This window comes from Ignavibacteria bacterium (genome assembly GCA_017303675.1).
Classification (GTDB): domain Bacteria; phylum Bacteroidota; class Ignavibacteria; order Tepidaquicellales; family OLB5; genus OLB5.
Genome location: JAFLBX010000001.1, coordinates 441,145 through 458,828, shown reverse-complemented (window position 1 = coordinate 458,828; position 17,684 = coordinate 441,145). Strand labels below are relative to the sequence as shown.

Genomic DNA, 17,684 nt, shown 5'->3' with positions numbered 1-17,684 from the left:
AATGGCTGTGTTAAACAAAATTAAAGAACAATCGAACAGAACGAAGGAGAAATACTCGAAAAAGTATGTAACCCCCGAAGAAGCAGTAAAAGTTATTAAATCAAACGACAGGATATATATTCAGTCCGGCTGCGCATACCCACAGAAGCTTGTAGAAGCGATGGTTGAACGCGCGCCCGAGCTGCATGATGTTGAGCTTTGCCACCTGATGGTTTTCGGTGAAGCGCCGTATATGAAACCTGAAATGGAAGGACACTTCAGGCATAACGGATTTTTCCTTGGAGGCAACACAAGAAAACATGTAAATCAAGGCAAAGCTGATTTTATGCCGATATTTTTAAGCGAAATACCAAGGCTTATACAGCATGATACGAAACATAAGGTTGATGTGGTGTTTATCCAGGTTTCACCGCCTGATATGCACGGATTCTGCAGCATGGGTGTAGCGGTTGATTGCACCAAGGCTGCCGTTCATGTTGCGAAATATGTAATTGCACAGATAAACCCGATGATGCCAAGAGTGCACGGCGACAGCTTTATTCATATCAATGATATTGATTTTGCATTTGAATACGAGCAGCCGCTGCAGGAGCTTCCCGGTATGCACGCTGAAAAAGATCCCGAAGAAACATTGGTATTTGAAAAAATTGGACAGAATATCGCAGATCTTATTGAAGACGGCTCAACTTTGCAAATGGGTATCGGCGCTATTCCTGATGCGGTGCTGGCAAGGCTTGGCGACAGGAAAGACCTTGGTATTCATACAGAAATGTTCAGCGATGGCGCAATTCCGCTTATTGAAAGCGGTGTGATTAATTGTGATAAAAAATCACTGCTGCGCGGAAAAATGGTAACTTCATTTGTACTGGGTTCTCATAAGCTGTTTGAATATATCCACGAAAATCCTTTTGTGGAAATGAGAACTACTGAATTTGTAAATGATCCGTTCACAATTGCACGTAACGATAAGATGATAGCAATAAATTCATGCCTGCAGGTTGATATGACCGGACAGGTATGTTCTGACTCGATAGGTTATAATTTTTACAGTGGTTTCGGCGGACAGGTTGATTTTATCCGCGGAGCTGCCAGATCCAAAGGCGGCAAGCCGATAATTGCGCTGCAATCAACAGCCAAGAAAGGAACTATCTCGAGAATTGTACCAAGGCTTGAAGAAGGAGCCGGTGTCACAACATCACGCGGCGACGTTCACTGGATAGTTACTGAATACGGAGCAGTTGACCTGCATGGAATGAATGTGAGAGAAAGAGTGCACGCTTTAATCAGCGTAGCTCATCCCAAGTTCCGTGAAGAAATTGAAAAGGCTGCAAAAGAAAAGAAATATATCTGATAAATTGCGGATTATAAAATGACAAAAACAGCAAGAGTTGACTGGCTTGAAGGCTACAGGCTTGAAGGTAAGACCGATAACGGAAAAACTGTAATGATGGATTCCGGTGAGAACGCAACAGCAGCTTCGCCCGCGCAGCTTCTGCTGCAGGCGCTTGCAGGATGCACTATGATGGATTGCGTACTTATAATTGGTAAGGCAAGGAAGAAGATCGATAAATTCTGGGTTGATGTTACTGCCGAAGAATCGGGCGGTCATCCTAATATTTTCAGTAAAATTCATGTAACTTATAATTTTACCGGCACTGAGCTGGATGAACAATTGATCGAAAGGGCTATCAGCTTAAGTGAAGAAAAATACTGCAGGGTGCATGCAATGCTCAGCAAATCTTCAGAAATAACTTCTTCATATAATCTGAACAAATGAACTCAATATTAACCCGTTTGGTTAAGATTTAGTGAAGAAAACAATAATAATTTCGCTTACCGAAAGGTAAACACAGCCAGCCCCCGTAATATCCTGATATTTGGATGTTTCGGGGGTTTTTTCTTAATGAAATCTTAATATAAATTTTACAATATTTTAATGACTTAACTATAATTTTACTTTAAATATTAAGTTTTTAACACTAATCAAATAAAACTATAAAATGAATAAACTGATTTTACTGATTTTGGCTGTGTGCTTTACCGCATCCGGCGCTTTAGCGCAGGATAAAAAGACGGTTGAAACCGGCGGTAAAGTGTGGGGGTATGTATTCGGCGATTATTTTTTTAAAGGCTCGGGTGATTCAACCGGCGGCTCTACTCAATATTCAGCTTACCCGAATTCATACCAGGGATTTGAAATACGCAGGGCGTATTTAGGGTATGATTACACATTTAACGATAAGTTCAGCTCACAGTTTTTGCTTGAAGGCAATGATAAGATCTTAACCAGTACAAGACTTGGAATATTTATCAAAACAGCATTTGTTGAATGGAAGGCGTTTGAAAAAATGAGCTTTGCAATTGGGCTTGTACCAACACCAACATGGAGCTGGGCTCTGAATGAGAAGGCATGGAACTACCGCTCAGTTGAAAAAACCATAATTGATATGCGCGGACTGGGATCAGCCAGCGATCTTGGTGTCAGCGCGCGCGGTAAATTTGATAAAGCAGGCAACTACGGGTTCGGCTTAATGATAGGGAACGGGAACGGTCAGAAGCCGGAGTTCAATAAATATAAAAAATATTACGGTACACTATATGCAAAGCCTGTAAAGGGTTTGCAGATGGAAGTTTACGGAGACTATGAACCTGCTGCTGATGATAAAAATAAAACAACGTTAAAAGGTTTCATAGGATATACATACGAAAAATTCAATTTTGGAGTTGAAGCGTTTCAGCAAACACAGAAAAATGCAGGCGGCAAAGATATTGACGCCGTGCCATTTGGTATAAGCGCGTTTGTTTGGGGCAACCTTCTTGGCAGGGAAAATAAGCCCATACTTAACGTGTTTGCAAGATATGATATGTATAACCCTGATACAAAAAATGATTCAACAGGCTACAAAGAAAATTTTATTACCGCAGGACTTGATTACATGCCAATAGAAAACGTTCACTTTATGCCGAATGTTTGGGTGAATACTTACTCTGCTAAAAATTCCGCGGCAACAGAGCGCAAAACCGATGTTGTTGGCAGAATGACATTTTATTTTGTATTCAAATAAGGTTTGAAAAAATACCGGATAACACAAAAGGGGCGATAGCCCCTTTTTATTTTATATGTTACGATTTTATTAATTACTTTATCAATACCATCTTCTTGCTATCCACAAATTATGAAGCCGACGTTGGTGTTTTCACCAACGTCAAAATCCTGAACATAGTTGTCGTTGGTCAAAAGACCAACGACGGCGGGAATCACCCATTTTTCTAAATTAATTATCATCTTATTCATTGACTTAAGTCAATTTAAATGCGCCGTATTTTTGGTATTTTTGAGTATAATTAAGGAGATAAATATGAATAATATAACGACTTTTGTGATGGTTTTAATGGTACTTTCATCCGGTTTTAATCCGATAAATTCACAGGATAAATCACCTTACAAGCTTTCAGGGTATGTTTTCGGCGATTACTTTTTTAAAGTCCAGGGCGACTCATCCGGCTCACAAGGCGAATACTCGCCTTACAAAAAAGATCACCAGGCATTTGATTTAAGGCGTGTAATTTTCAGCTATGAGCACTCGCTCTCAGATAATTTCACGGCAGGTTTTTCACTCGAAGGGGGGAACAAATATCTTACGACCGGCAGGTTTTCTGTTATCATTAAAACCGCTTTTATTGAGTGGAAAAATATTTTCAGCGGCTCAAGCCTTGTTGCCGGATACTTCCCGACACCCGCTTTTGTCTGGGGAATATCTGAAAAAATGTGGGGCTACCGCTCAGTTGAAAAAACCATCAGTGATTTCCGCGGCTTAACAACTGCCGTTGATATAGGCGTTGGCTTAAAAGGAAACTTCGATAAGAACATGAAATACGGTTACTTCGTTATGATAGGCAATGGCACAGGCACAAAACCCGAAAACAATAAGTATAAAAATTATTACGCATCACTTAACGCAAAACCTATTGATAATCTTAACATAGAAGCTTATACAGAATATGAACCCGCTGCTGATGAGAAGAACAAGCTTACATTAAAAGGCGTGCTTGCATATCAAACCCCATTTTATACAATTGGAACAGAAGTTATAAACCAGCTTAAGAAAAATTCCGGTATAAATAACAGTAATGTAAATCCATTTGGCATTTCGCTTTACGCGCACGGCACATTGATAAAAGATAAAAAAAGCAAAGCTCCAAAGCTGAACGCATTCGCCAGATTTGATATATATGATCCTGATAAAAACCTGGATTCTGCGGGATTCAAAGAAAATTTTATTGTTGCAGGTCTGGATTATATGCCGATACCATCAGTTCATATAATGCCTAATATCTGGATAAATTCATACACAGATAAAAGCAGTGCAAAAATTAAAAAAGATTCAGATATTGCGGCTCGGCTGACATTCTTCTATATATATAAATGATAAAATTATATTTAATATTATCGGTTTGTATAGGAGTTATTGTCGGGCTGGGCTCTGCTACTTTCTACTACGCCAAAGGGTATTCCTACATGCTTGATGACCCTGCAGCCTGCAAAAACTGTCATGTAATGAATGACCAGTATTATTCGTGGCAAAAATCCTCGCATCGTTCTGTTGCTACATGCAATGACTGCCACACTCCTAGTACAACTATCGGCAAATACACTGTAAAAGCCATTAACGGCTGGAATCACAGCTATGCTTTTACATCTGATGATTACCATAAACCCATCAGGATAAATAAAATGAACAGGGAAGTGGCAGAAGAGAACTGCCGCCGCTGCCATGATATGCTTACGCATAATTTAACTTTCCATGAAACCGAAGATACGAAGATACAATGCACATCGTGCCATTTGAGTGTTGGACATATGAAATAATTTTAAAATATAACTTATTATGGAACAAAATAAAAAAGATAAACCATTCAGTGTAAAATACCTGGTTCTGTTTTTCCTGACAGCGGTTATTACCGCAGGAATAACACTGCTTCTGGTTAACATTTTCGAAAAGAAACAGGAAGCTACGCTCTACCCTTCGGTATTTAAGCCTGTAGGCGATGAAGAAATTGATCCAAAGGTATGGGGAGAGAATTTCCCGTTTGAATATGATACATATAAAAAGACAGAAACAAATGAAGGTCCGACTTTTTACGGAGGCAGCGATAATTACCAGAAGCTGGAAAAATATCCTAATTTAATACAGCTTTTTGCGGGTAATCCTTTTTCAAAGGATTACCGCGAAGAGCGCGGACACTACTGGGCGATTACTGATGTAAAAGAAACCAAGCGTATCAACGAAAAAACACCGAATACATGTATAAGCTGTAAAAGCTCTAGTGTTGCAGTGGATATTAAAAAAATGGGACCCGAAAATTTTTACAAAGCAATGTTCAAAGATGTAGGGGCACATTATGATAAAAGTATAGGATGCCTTGATTGCCATGACCCCAAAACAATGGAGCTGCGTATAAGCCGTCCTGCTTTTATAGAAGCAATGCAGCGAAGGGGAATTGATGTTACAAAAGCTTCGCGGCAGGAAATGAGAAGCTATGTATGCGGACAGTGCCATGTTGAGTATTATTTTAAAGGAGACGGAAAGTATTTAACTTTCCCCTGGGATAAAGGTTTGCAGATTGACAGTATAGAAGCTTATTATGACGAAATTAATTTTAATGACTGGACACATGAAACATCAGGCTCGCCAATGTTAAAAATGCAGCACCCTGAGTTTGAAACATGGTCAACAGGCATTCACGCAAAAAGCGGCGTTAGCTGCGCTGATTGCCATATGCCTTATGTAAAGAGCGGTTCTGTAAAAGTTACCGATCACTGGATAAGGAGTCCGCTTAAGAACGTAAATAACGCCTGCCAGACCTGTCATAAATGGAGCGAACAGGAAATGACGAACCGCGTTAAGACCATTCAGGATAGAACATATGAAACAATGTACAGAACAGAGCTGGCAATTATTGACGCAATAAATGCGATCAAAGCCGCAAAAGATGCAGGCGCAACTGATGAGCAGTTAAAGGAAGCAAGAAAGCTGCACAAACGCGCGCAGATGAGATGGGATTTTGTTGCAGCAGAAAATTCCATGGGATTCCATTCACCACAGGAAACACTTAAAACTTTGAGTAATGCTATTGATTATGCAAGGCAATCTCAAATTGCGGCTGAAAGACTGATGAAAAATCTTGCTGTAAAGTGAATTGATATCATAAAATGAAATTAAAAGGGAGCAATTGCTCCCTTTTTTAATTTCTGCCGTTATATTCAAACAGGGGAGAACATTTTTGTTTGAATAACGGCATTTTTCTCCTTTAGAAAATCTATTATTTTACAAGTATCATTTTCCTGGTTTCAGTATATTTTCCGGCATTTAACCTGTAAAAATATATACCTCCTGGTAAATCTGCTGCATCAAACTCTGCTTCGAATTTACCTGCATTCAGATTTTCATTTACCAGAATTTTTACATCCTTACCCAGAATATTATAAACGGTAAGATTTACAAATGATGCAACAGGAATATCGAATGAGATCCTGGTTGAGGGGTTAAAAGGATTAGGATAGTTCTGATTCAGGCTAAATGTTTCCGGGATTTCGTTTCCAGCAGGGTTTACACCTACAAAATTTCCCCCGTTTTGAGTTCTTACAATTGTTCCGTTGTTTCCTGCTGCATAAATATTGCTTGTATCTTTGCAAAAAATAGTCTTAAGCGCCTGCGTTGTCGGAGAAGTTTGTTCTATCCAGTTAATTCCTCCATTCGTGGTTTTTCTAATGACACCATTTTGGCCGCAGTAATATCCCGTTGACATATTTGCAAAATCAACTGCAAGAGGTATTGTAGGAAGCTGAATTGCTGTCCATGTAGTACCATTATTTATTGATCTTAAAAAATACCCATTGGCAGATACGGCATAAATTGTTGTTGAGGTCATAACTCTTAAATACATAAACGAAACATCGTTTGTCAGCCCACCAACCATAGTGTAAACATTCTGATAGCTTGCGCCGTTGTTAGTGGTTCTGTGTAAATATGAATATTGTATATTTGAAATTTGTGTATCCGCAGAAGCAACTAACCATGTGTTCATGTCTATCATATCACAAACTTTGTAATCAAGTTTTGCGCCCGGTGAAACATTAAGCTGTGCCTGCAGCCAGTTTGTACCGCCGTTTGTTGTGAATCCGGCTCTGCCGTCATCACCAACAACCATTCCTGTTGTAGAATTTATGAAATCGAGGTCATAATACCTGTATGCAGCTGCTGTTGTTTGCGCTGTCCAGTTTAAACCTCCGTTTGGTGTTTTATAGATCATCCCGTCAACACCGCAAAGATATGCTATAACATTATTGTATGTATACACATCATTGATCTTTGTAGTTGCACCGAGAGATAAGGTTGTCCATGTTGAACCGTGATCAACGGTTTTTTTAATTAAACCTAAGTCACCCCCGGCAAAGCCCCAGCTTTGATAAAATGAAATTGAATTATAAGCAACAGCCCCGCCGCTTGATACAATTTGCCATTGTGAAGCGGTATTGGAAGTGTATATCATTAAGGCAAAAACCAAAAAAGAATAAAGTAGATTTTTCATATTAGTATTAAGTTATATTATAAATTTTTATTGTATTCATTTAACATGTTTATGATTTGTCTGTTCCCGGAATAAATTTCGTGTTTGTGACAAAACATCTTTTTACAAAAGATGTTTAAGGCAAACTGTATTTATATTTTTACATCCGTTGTGACAAATTTTATATGCAATGTTCATAAAATTATAACAAACTTAAGCTATTGTGGCATAGTAATTCAAAGAATAATAAGCTAAATTGTGACTATCATAAGCTATAAAAATGAAGAAAACAGCGTTAAAACGAATAATTAGGGTCCAATTGTGACAAGCTATGACTAACAGTAAATTTATAAAAAGTCTAAAACATCTTGATTATAAACAACTTGATGAATTTGAAAAATTTATTAATTCACAATATTTTCTAAAGAGGAAAAGTTTGCCGGTAATATTCAATAAGATCAGAGAGTACTTCCCTGATTTTATAGTTACCAAAGAAGAAATTTATTCAGCAGCTAATCCGGGTAAACCATTCAACGATGTACTGATGAGAAAATATCTTTCTGAGTTGAATAACATGCTGAATGACTACTTAGCGATCAGCAGTTTCCAAAAGGATAAAATGGCTTACGGAAGCAAGCTGATAGACAGGCTGATAGAGCTTAAAAACTACGATGAAGCAGAAAAATCAGCAAAGGAATCTTTGAGCGTGCTTGAGAAAAATCCTTTACGAAATGAAAAATATTATTACAATAAATATATTTTTGAAAGTTACTCTAAAACAATAAGTAACTTAAAAACAAATCTAAACCCTGATACAGACTGGAAACAGGCAATGGATGGATTTGTTAATTATTCAGCTTTAACGGTTCTGCAGTTTTATTATATTATATTGAATGATGCCCGGTTCAGAAAAGAAAAAAGCAGCATTGATCTTGATATACTTAACAGCCTTGTAAGAATATTTGAAGAAAAGGGGATCACCGTACAAAACCCGATCGCATATATTCTGAACAACCTAGTAAAATCTTATTTAATGCCGGAAAATGAAGAGTATTATAAAAACATTAAACAAATGCTGGCAAAAAATAAACAATTGCTTGATAAAAATGAGCTTGCAGCAATTTATACATATCTTCACAATTATTGTTTTGTAAAAGTAGATAATGGTGACCTTAATTTTCTGAATGAAAGATTTGAAATTGTGAACATTGTTCTTGAAAACGGTTTCCATCTAAAAGATGGTTATATATTTCCGGATATGTTCATTTCTATGGCAAACAATGCGCTAATGCTGAAAAAATATGATTGGGCAGAGGATTTTATAAGAAAATATAAAGATAACCTTCCTGAAGATGAAAAATTATCATATGAGAACCTTGCATACTCTGCATTGTTTATGTTCAGGGGAGATTACGAAAAAGCATTAAAATATCTCAGCCGCGTAAAATTCAGAAAGTACTACGATAAGTTCAAGATCAAAGCATTAAACCTGATGATCTATTATGAAGCAGAATATTATGAAGAAGCTTTCTGGCTGGCGGATTCTTTCAGGCATTTTATTTCTAAATACCGGTCTATTACTCCGTATGTAAAAGAAAGATCCAATAATTTTATTTTACAGGTTTTACAGCTTATCAAATACAGATTAAAACAGGCTGAAAGTCCGGAAATAAATAACTTTAACACACGAATTATTATGTACAGGCCCTGGTTACTACAAAAAATTGCCGAAATTAATGAAAACTGACTATAAGTTTAAAAAATTCACTGAATAATGGTGTATAAAACCCATTGAAAATTTAGTAATTTACACCAGGAGGTATAACACTATGGTTGAAATTAAAACAGCCTATGAAGGCGGACTGCACTGCAAAGCTACTCATACACCCAGCGGAGTAATAATTGAAACAGATGCACCGGTTGATAACAGAGGAAAAGGCGAGAGCTTTTCTCCAACTGATCTGCTTGCTACATCACTTGGTGTATGTTATTTAACTACAATGGGCATTGCCGCTGAAGACAGGGGAATAAATTTAAAAGGTGCAACCTGCCGTATTGAAAAACATATGAGCACAGATATTCCCAGAAGGGTAATTAGGCTCGTAGCTGAGATAAATTTTCCCGCAGGAATACCGTTCGATAAAAGAGGAATTCTTGAAGCCGTTGCGCTTCATTGCCCGGTATCAAAAAGCATTCATCCAGATATTGATGTTGACCTGAAGCTGCACTTTCCTGACGGACAGGATATGGAAGAGCATACACGTCATTAAAGAAAAATTATTTATACATCGAAAGAATTCTTTTTTCTAATTCAGGCGGAATATTTTCATTCAGTTCATCCTTATAATTCCGTTTTAATTCTTCAAATTTTTCTTTCGCCAGGTTTATTTTTCCTGATTTAAACAGAGAACCGATCAAAATTTCAAAGCCAATCTCATTCAGCGGTTCTTTTTTAATAAGCAGTTCAGAATAAATTACGGCATCATCATACATTGCCTCTTCAAACAGAAGCCTGCTATAATTTTCCAGTAATTTTATATATTTTGTTCTGTATTCAGACCTTACTTCTTCACACCAGGGCTCATAAAATCCTTCGAGTGCATCACCTGTATACAGTTCAACAGCTTCTTTATAAAAAACGATTTTATCTTTAATGTTTTCTGAAGCTGATGCATTTTGTATCAGCCTTTCAAACACAGAAGCATCAGAATATACTGATATTCCCTTTGGGATTTTTAATTGTTTGCCTTCATATACAATTAATTGTTTATCAGCAAAAGTGCCGCTTTCAGAAGCCGGCTCTGATGCGGAGTATGCTGCTTTTAATGCTGTCCTGATATTTGAAATTGCCTGGTGAAATAAATTATCTGAATTTTCTGCAGTGGACTCCCCGAAAAAAAGATCTACAATTTTATCTTTGCTAATATTTTTTCCGGAGTTCAAAATAAGGTAACAAAGTATTAATTTTCTTTTTTTACGTTTCCACTCGCTTTCTTTAACTGGTTCATTTTTTACAATAAACTCCAGACCCCCGAATATCTTCATTTTAAGATCATAGCTTCTTTTAATGAGATCGTTTAAAGAATTTTTATGATTACCGGAAATCCATGGTAATTCAAAAAGATCAGAAATGCTGCAGCGTATAGCTTCAACTATGGATTTAATTTCTGAATCGTGTTCAGGCAGGTTAAAAATACTATCCTGAAACATGTATTCTCTGAGTAAAAAAGATCTATATTCATGAATAGATGCCTGTTCTACGCTTTTAACAAAATACTTTAAAGCTGTTAATGGTTGCCCGGTGTTAAAATAATATTTGGCAAGATAGTAACCTGCAATGGTTTTATCATAATTTGAATTTACAGCATCTAAAAACGTATATGCTCTTAAAAGTTTGGTTTCAATTTCAGGGTTTAACTTAAGCTGCATTTCACTAATTACAATTAAAAGTGAGAGCAGTATTTCATCTGATTCATTTGATTCATCTATAAATCTTCCTGCAAGTTTATAAAATTCGATTGATTTGGAGGGATTTCCGGAATAATAACAGCATTCACCCAAAAATTGATAACTCAGAAAAATAAAGTTACTGTTATTGGAGCGTAGCGCAAGTTCTTTAATTTCTTCAGCAAGTTTTATACCAGCAGCATAATCTCCTGTTTCAAATAAAAGTGAATATTCGGTCATTTTTACAATTATTTCAAATATGGGAGTTTTAAATTTTTTTAATAATTCCTTTGATTTTTGTAAAAATTCTGCCGCTTTTGAAAATTTTCCTGAGCGTGAATACAATACTGTGAGATTTCCGAGTATTACTATTTTTTTAAACAGCCCGTTTGTTTTGTTGAGAGCCAGCTCGTAATAATGATGTGACTGTATAAAATCGCCATTGGTAATTTTAATATTTCCCAGCATACTGTAAACATCATGTTCCAATTCCGCATCAGGATGTTCATTGCAGATTTGCAGCGCTTTTTCCAGGTATGTTTCTGAAACTTCCGGTTTATTTATATTGAAATAGGAATTTCCGAGCAAATGATATGTTTTTGCATTTTCAAGCCGGTTTGGTTCGCTTATCAGGATATCGTTTAATATTTCGATCGCTTCATTTATTCTGCCTTTACCCAGGGTTAATAATATACCGGCTTTAGCCTGTGTACATAATATTTTAAATTTCAGATCTTTATCATTCAGCTTCAAAGCTGAATTAAAACAATTTAATGCCTGGTCAATTTCTCCTTTGTAAAACTTTAACAGTATACCTTTATAATATAAAAGCAATTTATTGTTATCAGTAAAATCAGTTTTGAAAGCAGAAATACACTGCCAAAGTTTTTCAAAGTTACTTTGATTAAAATAATCGTTAAAAAATATCTGTAACTGATCAAAGGCCTTTTCATATTCTTTTGCAAGAATAAAATATTCAAATGCAGTGCCGGGTTGATTTTTTGCGAGATAAAGAAATGCAATTTTATTATAGATATCCGTTAATATATTTTCCGGCATTTCCATTGCTTTTTGCCTAAGAAAGTCTCTGAACAGTCTGTTATAAGTGAATTTAACCTGGTGATGAGTATCTGAATCAAAGCTTCTTATTGATTCTATGAAAATATTTCTTCCGGCCAGCAATTCTATTATTTCGCCGCTGTTGCTGATATTTAACAGCTCATTGCAGAATTCGATATCATATTCAACAACTAATGAAGTTTTTAAAAGAAAATCCTGTACAGTTTCATCAAGTTTTGAGTAAACTTCTGCAGCGAAAAATTCAAATAAATTTTCAGGCAGCACACTTTTACCGGCAAATGAAAGAATATTGCCGGGTTCGGATACCTGAAGCAATAAATGAATGCCGGTTACCCAGCCTCCCATATATTTTACCAGATTTAAAGAATCTTCAGCCGAATATTTTATATTATACAGTTTTTTAGCCAGCTCAGAAAATTCTTCCGGACTCAGCGCCAGTTCATTCTGTGTGATCTCGAGGATTTTCCTTTTTGCTTTAAGGGACGAGATATTAATTTCTGCAAGAAATCTTGTTGTAATAATTATTCGAAGGTTATCAGGTGTTTCATTAAGCAGCAGATCAATGAATTTTTTTATCCAGATTTGCTGAGAAAGTTCGTGGATATCATCAAGCACTATTGTTATATCACTGTTGAATACGGCAGAAAATTCATTGCTGAATGTATTAATGATGCTTAGAAGAGCTGGTTCCTGCGAGATGATCTTTTTGGGATCATTTCCGAGGAGTTCAAGTGTTTGTAATGTTTCTTTTCCGAAATCATTGTTTATCTTTTTAAGTGCTTCTATTATATATAATAACAATATATATGATGAATCAATATCCTGCTGCAGTCTTATCCACCCGTAATCCTTCTTTTGATTTCGCAAAAAGTAATTTATAAGAGTAGATTTACCGTAACCTGCAGGAGCATTCAGCAATATCAACTTTTTATCTGAATTTTCATTCAGCTTTAAAATAAGCTCATCCCGTTTTATAATACCTGCCGGTTGCGATGGAAGTGTGATCCGGGTATAATTTATCTGGCTTTGCATTTATATAAGCTAAGTATTTACATAAATATAACTATTCATTGATTTAAAATATACAATTAATAAAATGTGAACTCTATAATATTAACGATAAAATACTGATAAAACATAAGTTAATAAGCCGATAAGGATTCTGATAAGGTTTTTGTATGCTCTGAATTTAAGTTTGTATAACCAATTAATTAAAACCAACAAACTTAAATTTCCTCTTTAAAAGAGGATGGAGAACAAAAAAATGAATAACTTAGTACTCAAAATCACAGCTTTTGTATTTTTCCTCTTAATCACTTTACAGGCAAACTCACAGTATTTTGTAAATACTTATGACTTTCCTCCTTACAGCAGTAAAACAGATTACGGTTACTCAATTGAAAGAAATTTTGACGGAACAGTAGCGGGAAAGTGGTCTATTGCAGGAGTTTCCAATTCAACCCCGAACGCCGGCAGTTATGACTGGATGTTCCTGAAACTTGATAACTCTGGTTCAATAAGCTGTTCCGTTTTATTGGGATTCAGTCAATCAGATTCATGTTTCTCGCATATTCAGCTTTCGGGAAACAGAAATAATGTTCTTGCAGGATTTTATAATAACCCAGCCGGAAGGCAAAAGGCTTCATTTTCAATTATTGATACATCCTGCGGACATGTTTTAACAAAACAGATCTCTGACTCATTAAATCATGAATACAGGCAGGTTGTAAAAAATACTTCTGACGCATTTACAGCAGCAGGATGCATAAGAAGTTTCATTACATCAGGTGTTTATCAGAATCATATCCTTGCATCTCAACATTCATCTGCAGGAGCATTACTTTGGGCGTATAACTATATTCCACCATTTCCATGGGTTGATGAAAAAGCCTACTCAATTACATATCAGCCCGTTGACGGAAGTTACGCAATTACCGGTGTAACGAACAGGTTTACAGGAGCAGGCGGAATATACCAGGCTTTTATAATGAAAATTTCAGCTGCAGGCGCACCGATTTGGTTTTATGGCTACGCACCAATGGCAGGACTGCATTCTGAAGGCAAAAAAATTGTTGCGCTGCCTGACGGCGGTTTCGCAGTAACCGGAAACAGCACAGCGTTTGATCCAGCCGGTGATATTTACATGTTAAGGGTTGGCCCAACAGGATTGGTTATTTGGCAGAATACTTACGGCAGCATTGGAGCTACAGAAAAAAGTGAAAGCCTGATCTTTCAGTCAAGTGATGCATCACTGGTATATACAGGCAGCTTAAAAGCTGCAGCCACTGAGGACGTGATCCTTTCTAAAGTTACACTTGCAGTTGGAGTGCCGGTTTGGATAAAAAGATTTCCCAATTCCGCAGGTGCCGATAATGGCTACGATCTTAAAGAAGCTGGTTCCCCGGCAGGATATGCAGTTACAGGAAGATTCTTCAATTCTTCAAGCGCCGGAGAAGATGTACTTTTTATTAAAACAAATACTGTGGGGAATGTTAGTTCTGTTTGCCAGGATTCACTGATGTTCCAGGTAAGACCAGGTCAGTGGTCTGGTAATTGCCAAAGGTCAACTGTTCCACTAACAGAAATAACTGTTACACCGGTTGTTACCAACCCGGTTCCAGTAATCAGAAGCTTCTGCGGAAGCTTAACAGGTATAAACGGCAACCCGGAAATAGCTGATGAATTCAGCCTGAAACAGAACTATCCTAACCCGTTCAATCCGGTAACTAAAATTGAATTTTCGCTGCCTGAAGGAGGAAATGTTACTGTTAAGGTATATGACATATCCGGTAAGCTTGTTAAAACTCTGCTGAACAATTACATGTTAAGCGGCAGCCACAGCATTGATTTTAACGGTGAAGGACTTGCAAGCGGAATTTACCTGTATGAATTTAAAACTGAGGGATTCTCAGATACAAAAAAGATGATGTTGATCAAGTAATACCTCCGGGTTAACATCACTTTCAGCAGCAAAAAAGGGGCTTAATAAGCCCCTTTTGTTTTATTCTTTTTAGAATTCAATTTGTTTTAATTTTCATAAATTTACCTGCAAGATAAATACTTAACGCTGCTACAGGCAAAGCGCCAACCAGGTCGATAAGGTAATGCTGCCTCAGATAAACAGTAGCTATTGCAAGAAGAGTACCTACAGGCAGGGTTGCAAACCAGAAATATTTTCTTTTGTACCTGTAAGCAAAATAGTTCGTTATCAGGATTATTGCAAAATGCATGCTTGGAAAAGTGTTTCTTACAAATGATTCTTTCAAATACTTTGCTAAGTTTTCAAGATAAGTGTTGGTTAATGGAGAGAGTCCCTGTAACGGTACGGAGTAATTTTCAGGGAAAGCAATATCGGGACCCGCTGCAGGCAGTACTATATAGAATATAAATGCTCCATACCAGCCAATTACTATTGCAAGCAAATAATTTCGGGCGTTTGCAAATGCGGAAGTGTTTTTGCTGAAATATAACATTACAAAGGTTAATGATGGAAATACGTAATAAGAAAAATATGAAAGCGTTAATATTTCTGTTAAAACTTTACTTACATACTGCTCAAGCCAACGGGTAATATCAAAACCGAATACGGAATAATCCCACTTTAACAGCAGGGTATCATAATCGGTAGGGTTAAGAATATGCACAAATACCTGGAAAGCGCTGAAAATAATTCCGTACAGCGGAATGTGAAGATAGCTCCGAAGAAATTTTAAAACTCTGGAACCTGAGCTATTTTGGTAAACTGCAAGAAATGATAATATAAGCAGCGATACAACCGGGGCAATAATAGATGAAGTATTATTAATTTTCCCTGCTGAAATATAGTATGCGAGAATAAATATGGTAATACCCGAAAATGACATTGCTATGATATCTTCGGGGTAAAGTTTATTCAACTTTTGTGATTTAACAGCACGAGTTTCCAATTCAGGTTCTTGAATTGAGTGAATCTTCCATTTCTTTGAGCTGCTCAATCGAATTCACACCGGTAACTTCCAGCTCATCATTGGTAACAACAGTACCGATCTTTTCCTTTGGAATAAACCTGAATATATCGGTCAGGTAATATTCTTTCTGGTTATTTTCTGGTGATATTTTAGAAAGAGCATCAAATAATACTTTTGAATTAACTATATATATTGCTGGATTTATTTCTTTTATCTGTTTTTGTTCATCCGTGGCGTCTTTTTCTTCAACTATACCGGTAAAATTACCGTCACTATCCCTTACTATCCTTCCGTAACCGTAGGAATTATCAAATACCGTAGTGAGCAATGTTGCTTCATTTCCTTGAGAAAAATGTTCATTGATAAGCTTTTCAACGGTTTCAAATTTCAAAAGCGGCACATCACCTGATAAGATAAGGATCTCGCCTTCAAAATCCTTAAGCAATTCAGCTGTCTGGATCACTGCATGGCCGGTTCCAAGCTGTTCAGACTGTACTGCATACTTTATATCTTTTCCGGTAAATTTATTATCCAAATAGTTAATTACCTGTTCCCTGTGGTGGCCAACAATAGGTACCACAAGATCTGCATTTACTTTAAATGCCAGCTCTACAACATAATCTATCATTGGGCGTGAGTTTATCTCAAACATCACTTTGGGTTTATCCGGACTCTTCATTCTTTTGCCAAGTCCAGCAGCTAGAATTGCAACAGCAAGCTTTTTATTCATTTCACCTTCAGTATCTTTAACTTTTTTCATAAGCTCCGCAAGCTTGTTTTCAAGGAAAGCGGATTTTTTATTGTTAAAATCTGTATCAGTTATCGGCATGTTAAATTGGTTTTATTAAGAAGAAAAGGGAAGGATAAATCATTTTCAGGTTCATTATTATTGATTTTTGAACTTCAGAAGGTATTCCTTTGATTTGTTACGCCAGCCGGCCTGGGATTCGTAATCTACAAAATAAATCTTCAGATCAGCCTGTGATTCATAATCTACGAAATATAATTTAAAATCCGCCTGGCTTTCATATGATACATTGTACCACAGGCCATCTTTGTTTGCCTGTGATTCATAATTTACCATGAAAACGTTCAGATCGGCTTGAGATTCATACGAAACTACGTAAATTTTTAGATCAGCCTGTGATTCATAATTTACTTTATACATTTTCTGTGCAAACACAGAACTGCAAAGTATAAAGAATGTTACAAGCGCTTGGAATGTGAGCTTTTTCATATTATTGGAACGGGTTAAACTTCCAGGATCTCGTTTGTATGTTTAATATCTTTAATCTTGTTATCTTTATCCATTAAAATAATGGTAGGCTTAAAGGTTTTAAGCTCTTCTTCGGTATAATTTGCGTAGGTAATTATTATAATATGATCACCAACAGCGGCATTTCTTGCAGCAGCGCCGTTTATACAAATAGTTCCGCTTCTGCGTTTTCCTTCAATAGCATAGCTTTCAAACCTTGAACCGTTATTTATATTAACAACCTGGATCTTTTCATACGGTAATATATCCGCAGCATCCAGCAGGTCCGCATCAATTGTAACGCTGCCTTCGTAATATAGCTCTGCCTGGGTAACTGTTGCCCGGTGAAGCTTGGATTTACACATTATTCTTTCCATGATTTG

At 36.6% G+C, this 17,684-nt stretch carries 15 protein-coding genes; 9 read left to right on the top strand and 6 right to left on the bottom strand.

The genetic code is table 11. The features are described 5' to 3' along the window. Position 1 precedes the first annotated feature (1 nt). The 6 genes from J0M37_02070 (at position 2) to J0M37_02045 (ending at position 6,200) form a co-directional block, all read left to right on the top strand. A complete protein-coding gene (locus J0M37_02070) occupies positions 2-1,351 on the top strand; it encodes an acetyl-CoA hydrolase/transferase family protein (GenBank protein ID MBN8583853.1) in 1,350 nt (449 codons plus the stop codon). A gap of 18 nt (positions 1,352-1,369) precedes the next feature. After that, positions 1,370-1,777, top strand: coding sequence for an OsmC family protein (locus J0M37_02065; GenBank protein ID MBN8583852.1), 408 nt, complete (start codon positions 1,370-1,372; stop codon positions 1,775-1,777). Between the two features lie 223 nt (positions 1,778-2,000). Beyond that, on the top strand, positions 2,001-3,065 hold the full coding sequence (locus J0M37_02060) for a hypothetical protein (protein ID MBN8583851.1): 1,065 nt from the start codon (positions 2,001-2,003) through the stop codon (positions 3,063-3,065). 294 nt (positions 3,066-3,359) lie between these two features. Further along, positions 3,360-4,430 (top strand): hypothetical protein, encoded by a 1,071-nt coding sequence (locus tag J0M37_02055; GenBank protein ID MBN8583850.1) that lies wholly within the window; start codon positions 3,360-3,362, stop codon positions 4,428-4,430. Next, a complete protein-coding gene (gene nrfH / locus J0M37_02050; protein ID MBN8583849.1) occupies positions 4,427-4,870 on the top strand; it encodes a cytochrome c nitrite reductase small subunit in 444 nt (147 codons plus the stop codon). Before J0M37_02055 ends, nrfH begins: the two co-directional genes overlap by 4 nt. A gap of 19 nt (positions 4,871-4,889) precedes the next feature. Then, positions 4,890-6,200: an ammonia-forming cytochrome c nitrite reductase subunit c552 gene (locus tag J0M37_02045; GenBank protein ID MBN8583848.1), complete on the top strand. Its 1,311-nt coding sequence runs from the start codon at positions 4,890-4,892 to the stop codon at positions 6,198-6,200. 124 nt (positions 6,201-6,324) lie between these two features. Here J0M37_02045 and J0M37_02040 read toward each other — a convergent pair whose 3' ends face one another. Next, the gene (locus J0M37_02040; protein MBN8583847.1) at positions 6,325-7,593 is read right to left on the bottom strand and encodes a T9SS type A sorting domain-containing protein; all 1,269 of its coding nucleotides are present in this window, start codon (positions 7,591-7,593) and stop codon (positions 6,325-6,327) included. A 415-nt stretch (positions 7,594-8,008) separates the two neighbouring features. On the opposite strand from J0M37_02040, the gene J0M37_02035 reads away from it, so the two are divergent. Both J0M37_02035 and J0M37_02030 read left to right on the top strand, forming a co-directional pair. Then, the gene (locus J0M37_02035) at positions 8,009-9,319 is read left to right on the top strand and encodes a hypothetical protein (GenBank protein ID MBN8583846.1); all 1,311 of its coding nucleotides are present in this window, start codon (positions 8,009-8,011) and stop codon (positions 9,317-9,319) included. A gap of 82 nt (positions 9,320-9,401) precedes the next feature. Continuing rightward, the gene (locus tag J0M37_02030; protein MBN8583845.1) at positions 9,402-9,842 is read left to right on the top strand and encodes an OsmC family protein; all 441 of its coding nucleotides are present in this window, start codon (positions 9,402-9,404) and stop codon (positions 9,840-9,842) included. A 7-nt stretch (positions 9,843-9,849) separates the two neighbouring features. Here the strand turns inward: J0M37_02030 and J0M37_02025 are convergent, their stop codons facing one another. After that, a complete protein-coding gene (locus J0M37_02025) occupies positions 9,850-13,131 on the bottom strand; it encodes a tetratricopeptide repeat protein (GenBank protein MBN8583844.1) in 3,282 nt (1,093 codons plus the stop codon). Between the two features lie 232 nt (positions 13,132-13,363). Here J0M37_02025 and J0M37_02020 point away from each other — a divergent pair, with 232 nt between their 5' ends. Continuing rightward, on the top strand, positions 13,364-15,040 hold the full coding sequence (locus J0M37_02020; protein MBN8583843.1) for a T9SS type A sorting domain-containing protein: 1,677 nt from the start codon (positions 13,364-13,366) through the stop codon (positions 15,038-15,040). A gap of 76 nt (positions 15,041-15,116) precedes the next feature. Here J0M37_02020 and J0M37_02015 read toward each other — a convergent pair whose 3' ends face one another. Genes J0M37_02015 through J0M37_02000 form a run of 4 tightly spaced genes read right to left on the bottom strand, consistent with a single transcriptional unit; the run spans position 15,117 to position 17,678 of the window. After that, a complete protein-coding gene (locus tag J0M37_02015) occupies positions 15,117-15,995 on the bottom strand; it encodes a phosphatase PAP2 family protein (protein MBN8583842.1) in 879 nt (292 codons plus the stop codon). A gap of 31 nt (positions 15,996-16,026) precedes the next feature. Beyond that, complete coding sequence (locus J0M37_02010; GenBank protein ID MBN8583841.1) at positions 16,027-16,875, bottom strand: NTP transferase domain-containing protein; 849 nt, start codon at positions 16,873-16,875, stop codon at positions 16,027-16,029. A 57-nt stretch (positions 16,876-16,932) separates the two neighbouring features. After that, complete coding sequence (locus J0M37_02005; protein MBN8583840.1) at positions 16,933-17,283, bottom strand: hypothetical protein; 351 nt, start codon at positions 17,281-17,283, stop codon at positions 16,933-16,935. A 14-nt stretch (positions 17,284-17,297) separates the two neighbouring features. Beyond that, positions 17,298-17,678, bottom strand: coding sequence for an aspartate 1-decarboxylase (locus tag J0M37_02000; GenBank protein ID MBN8583839.1), 381 nt, complete (start codon positions 17,676-17,678; stop codon positions 17,298-17,300). Between the last annotated feature and the right edge of the window lie 6 nt (positions 17,679-17,684).